We start from the raw sequence: 10,142 nt of genomic DNA on the forward strand, positions 1-10,142 counted from the left end.
TTTGTTCAGTCGCCGGTGCCGCCGAACGAGATGGTCGCCGGCCGTCATGGGCCGCGGTGGGCCATAGGGCTTTGCGGCCGATGCTGGTATCATCTCTGATCCAGCGACCTCGAACACAAGTCACGCCCCCGTGCTGCCTGCCTCCGAGCCCATCCCCCGACGCAAGCTGTCCGACGAGGTCTTCGACCGGCTGAAGCGCATGATCACCGGCGGCGACGTCCGGGCCGGCGACCTGATGCCTTCGGAGCGGCAGTTGATGGAGCGGTTCGGCGTCGGCCGCCCGGCGATCCGCGAAGCCATGCAGGCATTGAGCAATCTCGGGCTGTTGACGATCTCACACGGCGAGCGGGCCCGGGTGACGGCGCTGACCGCGCGGGCCGTGACCCAGCAGGTCGATGCCGCGGCGCAGATCATGCTGGCCACCTCGCCCGACTCGCTCGGGCACCTCAAGGAAGCCCGGCTGTTCTTCGAACGCGGCATGGTGCGCGACGCCGCCTTAAAGGCGACCGCGCCGGACCTGGAGCGCCTGAAGGCGTTGATCGCGCTGCAGCGGGCCTCGCTCGGCGATGCCGAGCGCTTCATCGCGGCCGACATGGAGTTCCACGTCGTCATCGCGGGCCTGTCCGGCAACCCGATCTTCACCGCCGTCAGCGAGGCCATGCTGGGCTGGCTCAAGCGATTCCACACCGACCTGCTGATCTGGACCGGCAAGGAAACCCTGACGCTCGCCGAGCACGAGGAGATCGTCGGCCGCATTGAGGCCCGCGACCCGGACGGGGCCGATGCCGCCATGGCCTACCATCTGAGGCGGTCGGCGGCGCTTTATGCGCATCCCACCGTGGTGGCCGACGTTCCGCCTAAAGCGAAGCGGGGTCGATCACCGCGCCCGTCGCGGCGCTCCGATACGCCGCCTCCACCAGGGCCAGCGTCTTGAGGTTGTCGGCCCCGGAGGTTTCGGCCGCCGCCCCGTCCCTGAGGCGATCCACCCAATGCTGCTGGATGAGGGCGACGCTTTCCTGGATGTTGTGCCAGGGCCGTGACGCCCAGGGCAGCACGGGAGGCGACACTTCGACGGCGCGCGATCCGGCCCGCGTGGCCACCACCATGCGGTAGCCCTGGCCGAGGCGAATCGACCCCGAAGCTCCGTCGACCTCGATCAGCGTTTCCGGGAAGGGCTCCACCGCCTGCACGGTGGCATAAGAACAATCCACCACGCTGGTCACGTCCCCGGCATGGCCGAGCAGCACGGTGGCCACGTCCTCACCCCGAATGGCCGGGTTGACCCGCCGCGTGCGGGCCACCACCGAGGTGGCATCGCCGAACAACGACCGGGCGATGTCGAGCGCATGGATGCCGAGGTCCTCGAGGATGAAGCGCTCGCCCTCGGCCAGATAGGGCTGGCCCGAAAACACGTCATAGGCCGAGCGGAACGATACCCGGCCCCAGAAGACGGGGCCGATCTCGCCGGTGTCGATCACCGCCTTGACGGCCCGGATGGCGCTTTGCCAGCGAAAATTCTCGTGCACCATTAGGGCCACGCCGGCGGCGTCGCAGGCCGCCACCATGGCACGGGCATCGTCCATCGTGGCGGCGAATGGTTTTTGGCAGATCACCGGCACGCGGTGGCGGGCCGCCAGCTCGACGAGCGCGCGATGGCTCGGCACCGTTGTGGCGATATCGACGAAGTCGAGCCGTTCCGCGGCCAGCATGGCGGCCGCATCCGTGTAGCGGCGCGCGATGCCGAACTGGTCGCCCACGAGGCGCAGGCGCTCGGGATCGCGGTCGCAGAGTGCCACGATGCCGGCCCCGCGGGCGTCGCGCCAGCCGTGCAGCTGGTTGAGGGCGAAAAACCCGCAGCCGATCAGGCCGCCTTGCAGATCGCCGCTCATGATTGCCTCGCGATCTGCAGCAGGGTGACGCGCTGCTGCAGCTTGCGCTGCGCCTGGTCCACCACGACGGCCGCGATGATGACGAGGCCCTTGATGACGGTCTGCCAGAAGGAGCTGACGCCCATCATCACGAGGCCGTCCGACAGGATGCCGATCACGAAGGCGCCGATCACCGTGCCGCCGACCGTGCCGCGACCGCCCGACATCGACGTGCCGCCCAGCACCGCCGCCGCGATGGCGTTGAGCTCGAAGGTTTCGCCGGTCGCCGGATGGGCCGCCATCAGCTCGGAGGCGATGATGAGCCCCACGATGGCGGCGCAGAAGCCCGAGAACATATAGACGAACATCTTTACCCGGTTGACCCGGATGCCCGACAGCCCCGAGGCGCGCTCGTTGCCGCCGACGGCGAAGATGTGCCGGCCGAGCGGCGTCGAGCGCCCCAGGTAGCCGGCCGCGAGCGCCAGGGCGATGAGGGCCCAGACCGACAGCGGCAGGTTGAGGAAGCGGCCGCCGCCCAGGATGTCGAAACCCTGGTTGGCATGCGCCGCGGTGCCGGCGAGGTTCGGGAAGGTACGTCCTTCCGACATCAACAGCGCCGCGCCGCGGGCCACGTAAAGGGTGCCCAGCGTGGCGATGAAGGGCGCCACGTTGAGCCGGGTGATGAGCAGGCCGTTGATCACGCCGATGGCGATGCCGACCGCCAGCGTGACCACCACGGTTTCGGGCACGTTGAACCACACCGTATAGCCGCCCGGCAGCGCCAGGCCGTTCATCAGCAGGCTGCCCGCCACCATGGCGCTGAGGCCCACGATGGACCCGACCGACAGGTCGATGCCGCCGGTGATGATCACAAAGGTCATGCCGATGGCCAGGAACGCGTTGAGCGCCGCATGTTTGGCCATCAGGATCAGGTTGGCGGTCGACATGAAGTTCGGCGCCAGGATCGCGAAAACGATCAACACCGCGAAGAGCGCAATAAAGGTGCGCAGCTTCATCAAGGTCAGCAGCACGGCGCCACCGGTGGGCGGCCGGCCTTTGCCGGACGCATGCGTGATGGCGGTCATGCCGGAACCCTTTCGGAAACGGAAGTTGCGGCCGGCCCGTGCCCGGCCGCCGAGGCCGCCACCACCTTGGCCTCGGTGGCGTCCGCCCTGTCGAAGACCGCCGTCAGGCGGCCGTTGCTCATCACGGCGATGCGGTCGGACAGCGCCATCACCTCCTCGAGGTCGGAGGTGACGAACACGATGCCGAGCCCTTCGGCCGCGAGCCGGCGCATGGTGAGAAACACGTCGGCCTTGGCCCCGACGTCGATGCCGCGGCTCGGCTCGTCCATCAGCAGCACCTTGGGGTTGGTCAGCAGCGCTTTGCCGATCACCACCTTCTGCTGGTTGCCGCCCGACAGCGACGAGACCGGCAGCCCGGGGTCGACGACCTTGATGGTGAGGTCCTTGATGGCGCCCACGACGGCCGCACGCTCGGCGGGACGGCTGATGTGGATGCCGCGCACGAAACGCTTCAGGCTCGCCATGGTGAGGTTCTCGGCGATCGACATCATGCCGACATGGCCTTCGCGCTGCCGGTCTTCCGGGATCAGCGCGAGCCCGCTGGCGATGCGGGCCGTGGTGTCGAGCCCGTCGACCCGCTGGCCGCAGACCGACACGCGGCCCGATGCGAGGCGCTGGCGGCCCATCACGCAATCCAGGAACTCGCTTCGCCCGGCGCCCATCAGGCCGTAGAGCCCCAGAATCTCGCCCGCCCGCACGTCGAGGCTGACGTGGTCGACCGCGAGGTCGCCGGTGACGCGGGGCAGGGTGACGTTCTCGGCCTCGAGAACCACATCCCCGAGCGGGTGGCCGATGGTCTTGGCGAAATCCTTGGCGTCCCGCCCGATCATCTGGCGGACGATCCAGTGCGTGTCGACCTTTGCCATTCGCTCTTGGCCGGTGATGCGGCCGTCGCGCAGCACCGTGATGTAGTCGCCGATGCGAACCAGTTCCTCCAGCCGATGGCTGATGTAGACGATCGCCACGCCGTCGCGCTTGAGGTCGGCGATGACGCGGAACAACACCTCGACTTCGGTGGCGCTCAGCGCCGAGGTCGGCTCGTCCATGATGAGGATGCGGGCGTCCTGGGCCACCGCCTTGGCGATCTCGACGAGCTGCTGCTCGCCGATGCGCAGATCCTCGACGGGCGTGCGCGGGTCGATGCCGGTGCCGAGCCGCGCCATCAAGGCGCTGGCCCGCCGCTCCTGTTCCTTGTGGTCGATGCCCCGCAGGCCGCGCACGATTTCGCGCGTGGCGAAGATGTTCTCGGCCACCGTCAGGTTGCCGAACAGGTTGAGCTCCTGGAACACCATGCCGATGCCATGCGCCACGGCGTCGGCCGTGGTGGGCAGGTGAACCGGCGTCCCATCCAGCACGATGCGGCCGAGCGTCGGCTGTTCGACGCCGGCGATCATCTTCATCAGCGTCGACTTGCCGGCGCCGTTCTCGCCCACCAGCACGTTGACGGCGCCCTTGCGGACGTGGAACGTCGCATGCCTGACCGCGAGCGTGCCCGCATAGGCTTTCGACACGTCGTCCAAGGTCAGGACGATCGGGTGCTCGTCGTCGCTCATGCCTTGGGTTCCGCCGTGATGCTGACGGGCGTCACCAGCGGCGGTGCACCGCCGGCCGGGGCCGAAAACACGCCGAGCGCCTCCACCCTGGCGCCGAGGAGCTTGTCGCGCGGCAGCTTCGCCAAGGCCGTGGCGTTGGCCTTGGCGTTCAACGCCTTGCCGAATTGTGCATAATCGACCTGGTTCTTGAAGGAGCCGAAGGGCCGCGACGCGAGGCTGTCGCGGATGGCGGTGCCGCGCACCACCGGGCCGATCTGCAGCTGCACGGTGCGGCCGCCATCGGTCTTCACATCGATCGTGGCGGCACGCGATTCGGTATTGGCCGCCACCACGGTGCCGGTCACGGTCGCGGCATAGATCCAGGGCGAGCCCCCCTGCTTTTCGCGATAACCGAAGCGGGCGCCCGCCGCGTCCGGGTCGGCCGCGATGGCGGTCGCCACCGCATCATAGGCACCGGCTTTCGCGCGCAGGTCCGGCAGCACCTTGGCGTCCCAGTCCGACGCCACCATGGCGTCGGGGTCGAAGGAACTGTCGTTGATGAAGACCGAGGTGGCCGATTGCCCGGCATTGGACACCACGGTCTTCTCGATCTTGCAGCCGCCGAGCAACAGCACGGCCGCAAGCCCGAGGCACACGACGGGTGTCGCGTTCATGTCGGCGCTGCGCAAAGGCCGGAACCCCTCAAGGCTTCAGCTGGAAGGTTTCGAGCGCGTCGGCATTGGTCTTCGTGATCAGCACGCAATCCATGAGCTGCTTTTCGGGCTGGCCCGTGGATTTCGTCTTCAGATACTGGTCGGCCTGCTCGACCGCGATCTGGGCCTGCCGGAACGCCGGCTGCAGCACGGTGGCCTTGATGGTGCCGGCCTTGATCTGGTCCCGCACGTCGTTCGAGCCGTCGAAGCCCACCACGATCACGTCGGGGCGCTTGGCGGCCGTCAGCGCCGCCTGGGCGCCCATCGCCATCGTGTCGTTGCCGGCGATGACGCCCTTGAGGTCGGGGTGGGCTTGCAGCATCGCCTCCATCTTGGTGAAGGCTTCGGGCTGGCTCCAGTTGGCCGATTGGGAGGCCAGCATCTTCATGTCGGGATAATCGTCGATGACGTCGTGATAGCCCTTGGACCGGATATGGGCGTTGGTGTCGGCGTCACGCCCGGTGAGCTCGACGTAATTGCCCTTTTCGCCCATCTGCTTGACGAACTCCCCGGCGCCGAGCTGGGCGCCCTGGTAGTTGTTGGACACGATCTGGGCCACCGCAACGCCGCTGGCGTTGATCTCGCGGTCGATCAGGAACGACGGCACACCGGCCTTCTTGGCGTTCTGAACCGGGGCGACGCTCGTATCCGAACCGGCATTGTCCAGGATGATGGCCTTGGCGCCACGGGCCACGACGCTGTCGACCAGCTGGTTCTGCTTGGTGTCGTCGTCGTCGTGGCTGAGCACCAGCGTGTCGTAGCCGAGCGCCTCGGCGCGTGCCTTGGCGCCGTCGGCCTCGGCCTTGTAGAACGGGTTGTCGAACGACGGCGTGATAATGGCGATGAGGTCCTTGGCCTCGGCGGCGCCGCCGGCCAGGAGGCTGGAAAGCGCCACGCCGGCGGCCAGGATCGCGGAATGAACAGGCTTCATGGAGGTCTCCCGGATGCGTCGTTGGCGTCCGGCCTTGTGAAGGTGGCCGGTTCTGAGCGGATGCTCGAAAAGGACCGCGCCACAGGGGCCTCGGGGCCCTGCACGGCTGGCATGCTCCTAGCCAATCTGGTATGATCAGTCAACGATCATACGAGCTGGCGCGACGGTGTCCGGGTGGTCGGGATCGAGGGATGGTGACCTTGGACGACACGGATGCCCTGCTGCGTTTCGGCACAACCGAGCCACGACCGGCCGTCACGGCGCTGCGGGCCGGATCGCTGACGGCGGAGCTGGTGGACGGCGCCCTCCGGGCGATCCGCTGGCGCGACCGTGAGGTGCTGCGCGGCATCGCCTATGTGGTGCGGGACCGCGACTGGGGCACGGTCGCGCCCGTGCTGCACGACGTTGTCATCGCCCAGGACGCGGCGGGGTTCCGGGTGGATTTCGCGGCCACCTGCGCCGGGGCGGGCGGCGCGATCCTGCGCACGCGCGCTTCGCTCAGCGGCCGGCCGGACGGCACGCTCACCTTCATGGTCGAGGCCGTGCCGGACCGCGATTTCGAGACCAACCGGTGCGGCTTCTGCGTGCTGCACCCGATCGTGGACGTCGCGGGCCGGGCGGTCTCCATCGAGCATGTCGACGGCAGCCTGGTCGATACCTGCTTTCCAGACGCGATCGCGCCGTGGCAGCCCTTCAAAAACATGCGCGCCATCAGCCACGAGGTTTCGGCCGGCCTGCGAGCGACCTGCCGGATGGAGGGCGACACCTTCGAGATGGAGGACCAGCGCAACTGGTCCGACGCGTCCTTCAAGACCTATGTGCGCCCCTTGGCGCTGCCCTGGCCCTACCGGCTGCCCGGCGGGGTCGTGCAGCGGCAGGCCGTGACACTGACGATCGCGGAACATATCGCGGAACATGCCGCCATGGCGTCATCGAGCGTGGCGGACCCCGTGACCGCGCTTCATCTCGGGCCGGTCCAGGGCCGCATGCCCCGCATCGGCCTCGTGATGACGCCCGACGAGGCCGAGGCGGTGCTCCGGCAGGCCGACCGCCTGCGCGAGGTCGGCCCCCAGGTGCTGTTGTTTTCTTTCGACCCGACGGCCGGCCACGGCGCGGCCGCGCTCGACCGCTTCGCGGCGATCCGGGCCCTGCTGCCCACCGCCGAGGCCGTGCTGGAATGCGTGCTGCCGGGTGAGGGCGAGTCGGCCGGGGAACTGCGCGAGGCGGCGGCGCTGTTGCGCCGATCCGGCCTGTCGCTCGATGCCGTCACGGTCAGCCCGGCGGCCGACCGGCGCTCGACCCCGCCCGGCAGCGCCTGGCCCGCATGCCCGCCGCTCGCGACGGTCTATGCGGCCGCGCGCGAGGCCTTTCCCGGCCTGCGGATCGGCGGCGGCATGGTCAGCTATTTCACCGAGCTCAACCGCAAGCGACCCCCGGTGGAGGGGCTCGACTTCGTCACCCATTGCACCTGCCCGATCGTCCATGCGGCCGATGATGAAAGCGTCATGCAGAGCCTCGAAGCGCTGCCGTTCATCGTGCGCTCGGCGCGCACCATCATGGGCGCAAAACCCTATCGCATCGGCCCGGCGACGATCGGCATGCGGCAGAACCCTTACGGCTCGCGCACCTTCGATAATCCCGACGGGCTTCGCCGTCCCATGACGCACGACGACCCGCGCCAGCGCGGGCTGTTCGCGGCCGCCTGGACGATCGGCTATGCGGCCGAAACCGCCGAAGCGGGGCTCGACGTGTTGACACCCGGTGCCCTGACCGGGGCTTTCGGCCTCGTGGGGCCGGGCCACGACGATCGCGCGGTGCATCCGGTGTTCCACGCCGTCAAAGGGCTCGCGGCCCTGGCGGGGGCCGAGCGGCTCGGCTGCCGCTCCACCCGCCCCGACCGCGTGCTGGGGGTCGCGGCGCGCCGGAACGGTTGCGACACGCTCTGGGTGGCCAACATCACGGAGGCGCCGCAACGCATGCGTGTTCCCCCTAAGTTCACCGCGCTGATGGCCATCGACCACGTCAGCTGGCCGATCGCGGCGCGCGGCGAGACGCCTGCGGCCGTCACCCTAGAGGCACAGGACCTCGTCCTGCAGCCCTACGGGATCGCGCGGATCGAGACCTGAGCCGTCTTACGCCTGGGGCATCGACGCCCGACGGGCGCCGCTCCGCACCGCCGGATCGCGCCGCTCCTGAGCGGTCAGAAACCCGAACACCACGAGGCCGAAGAGCGCCAGCGAGGCGCCCAGCACCAGGAGCGCGGCCGGAAAGCTGCCGGTGGCCTGACGGATCCAGCCCGTCAGAAACGGACCGATGAAGCCGCCGAGGTTGCCGACCGAATTGACGAGCCCGAGGCTCGCGGCGGCCGACACGCCGGAGAAGATGCGCATCGGCACGGTCCAGAACACCGTGTTCGAACACCAGATGCCCATGGCGGCGAAGCAGATGCCGACGAGCTCGACCACGGGCGATTGGCTCAGCGCCGCCAGCACGAAGCCGCCGGCCCCCACCAGGGCCGGCAGCAGGACGTGCCAGCGGCGTTCCCCCGTACGGTCCGAATGAGCGCCGTTGAGCATCATCGCCACGGCGGTGCACAAGAACGGCAGGGACGTGACGAGGCCCGTTTCGATGTTGCTGAGCGAGCCGGCCGCCTTGATGATCTGCGGCAGCCACAGGCTGATGCCGTAGATGGCCACGATGTTCAGCATGGCCGCGCCGGCCAGCACCAGCGTGCGCGGGTCGCGCAGCGCCTGCAGCGCGCCCATATGGGTTTCGGCCGATTTGGCCGCGGCTTCGGCCGCGAGCGTGTCGGTGAGCCAGCGCTTTTCGGGGCTGGACAGCCAGGCCGCATCGGCCGGCCGGTCGGTCATGAACCCCAGGGCCACGATGCCGAGCACCACCGCCGGCACGCCTTCGAGCACGAACAGCCATTGCCAGCCGCGGAAGCCGCCGCCGTTGGCGGCCGAAAGAATCCAGCCCGACAAGGGGGCACCGATGACGAGCGACACCACCGAGCCGAGCGAGAAGGTCGCCATCACGCGCGCCCGCGCCTCGGCCGGGAACCAATAGGTCATGTACAGCAGCACGCCGGGAAAGAAGCCGGCCTCCGCGATGCCGAGCAGGAACCGCAGAATGTAGAAGGAGGTCGGCCCCGCCACCCAGGCCATGCCGACCGCCAGCAGGCCCCAGGTGACCAGGATGCGGGCGATCCAGCGCCGGGCGCCGAAGCGATGCAGCGCCAGGTTCGACGGGATCTCGAAGAAGAAATAGCCGATAAAGAACAGCCCGGCCCCGAAGCCATAGACCTCGGGCGTGAAGCCGAGGTCGGCATTCATCTGCAGGGCCGCGAAGCCGACGTTCACCCGGTCCAGGAAGGCCACAAAGAAGCAGACGATCAGGAACGGCAGGATGCGCCAGCGCACCTTGCCGATGACGGCTTCGCCGAATGCCGTGTCGGTCATAGAATCCTCCTGGGTGTTGAGGGCGGGGTTCGGCCCCGCCTCGCGTGTGGGTGCGTCAGGTGGCCGGAAAGCCGTCGCGGATCCGGGACAGGTAATGGTCGTCGCCGACTTGGCCGCCCTTGAAGGCGATCTCCAGGCCCTGGAAGGCGGCGCTGTCGCTGTGGGCGACGCAGAGCGGGGAGCCCGGCGAGGCGCTGAGCGGCATACGGGTCGTGAGCGCGAGCGTTTCGAGTTCGTGCAGGGCGTGGCTCGAGGTGTCGCCTCCGGCCACGACGGCGCGGGTCAGCGTTTCGCGCGTCACCAGGGCCGCCAGGATGCGGCCGAGGCCGCGGCCGATGGCGTGGCGCTGACCCTCGACGGCCGCGCCGAGGTCGGTCGCCGGGCCGAGTGCGGTATAGATCAGCACGCTGCGGCCGCGGGCCAGGATGGCGCTGCCGTCGGCGATCGCCCGAGCCACGACGGCCTCGCGGTTGTCGCCGATGAGGTCGCGCGGGTCGAGCGCCACGCCCTCGAAGCCGTCCGCCAGCGCGGCATGGATCTGAGCCTCCGTGT

Annotated in this window: 9 protein-coding genes; 2 read left to right on the top strand and 7 right to left on the bottom strand. The window is 69.0% G+C overall.

What is annotated here, in order from left to right:
• The first annotated feature begins 133 nt into the window (after positions 1–133).
• Positions 134–934 (top strand): transcriptional regulator NanR, encoded by an 801-nt coding sequence (locus P7D22_RS14500; protein WP_319934967.1) that lies wholly within the window; start codon positions 134–136, stop codon positions 932–934.
• Here P7D22_RS14500 and P7D22_RS14505 read toward each other — a convergent pair.
• Genes P7D22_RS14505 through P7D22_RS14525 form a run of 5 tightly spaced genes read right to left on the bottom strand, consistent with a single transcriptional unit; the run spans position 858 to position 6,129 of the window.
• Positions 858–1,889: a Gfo/Idh/MocA family protein gene (locus tag P7D22_RS14505; RefSeq protein ID WP_319934956.1), complete on the bottom strand. Its 1,032-nt coding sequence runs from the start codon at positions 1,887–1,889 to the stop codon at positions 858–860. The two genes, P7D22_RS14500 and P7D22_RS14505, sit on opposite strands and share 77 nt — an antisense overlap.
• A complete protein-coding gene (locus P7D22_RS14510) occupies positions 1,886–2,953 on the bottom strand; it encodes an ABC transporter permease (RefSeq protein ID WP_319934957.1) in 1,068 nt (355 codons plus the stop codon). Before P7D22_RS14510 ends, P7D22_RS14505 begins: the two co-directional genes overlap by 4 nt.
• On the bottom strand, positions 2,950–4,506 hold the full coding sequence (locus P7D22_RS14515; protein WP_319934958.1) for a sugar ABC transporter ATP-binding protein: 1,557 nt from the start codon (positions 4,504–4,506) through the stop codon (positions 2,950–2,952). The genes P7D22_RS14510 and P7D22_RS14515 overlap by 4 nt, the downstream gene beginning before the upstream one ends.
• Positions 4,503–5,159, bottom strand: coding sequence for a DUF2291 family protein (locus P7D22_RS14520; RefSeq protein WP_319934959.1), 657 nt, complete (start codon positions 5,157–5,159; stop codon positions 4,503–4,505). The genes P7D22_RS14515 and P7D22_RS14520 overlap by 4 nt, the downstream gene beginning before the upstream one ends.
• 28 nt (positions 5,160–5,187) lie before the next feature.
• On the bottom strand, positions 5,188–6,129 hold the full coding sequence (locus P7D22_RS14525; protein ID WP_319934960.1) for a D-ribose ABC transporter substrate-binding protein: 942 nt from the start codon (positions 6,127–6,129) through the stop codon (positions 5,188–5,190).
• Positions 6,130–6,320: 191 nt separating this feature from the next.
• Between P7D22_RS14525 and apnL the strand changes: the two genes are divergently transcribed.
• Complete coding sequence (gene apnL, locus P7D22_RS14530; RefSeq protein WP_319934961.1) at positions 6,321–8,255, top strand: D-apionate lactonase; 1,935 nt, start codon at positions 6,321–6,323, stop codon at positions 8,253–8,255.
• Positions 8,256–8,261: 6 nt separating this feature from the next.
• Here the strand turns inward: apnL and P7D22_RS14535 are convergent, their stop codons facing one another.
• Both P7D22_RS14535 and P7D22_RS14540 read right to left on the bottom strand, forming a co-directional pair.
• The gene (locus P7D22_RS14535; RefSeq protein ID WP_319934962.1) at positions 8,262–9,590 is read right to left on the bottom strand and encodes an MFS transporter; all 1,329 of its coding nucleotides are present in this window, start codon (positions 9,588–9,590) and stop codon (positions 8,262–8,264) included.
• A 55-nt stretch (positions 9,591–9,645) separates the two neighbouring features.
• Positions 9,646–10,142 (bottom strand): nucleotide-binding domain containing protein (locus tag P7D22_RS14540; protein WP_319934963.1); only part of this gene is annotated, 497 nt, incomplete at its 5' end.

Source organism: Lichenihabitans sp. Uapishka_5, from assembly GCF_033947565.1.
Lineage (GTDB): Bacteria > Pseudomonadota > Alphaproteobacteria > Rhizobiales > Beijerinckiaceae > Lichenihabitans.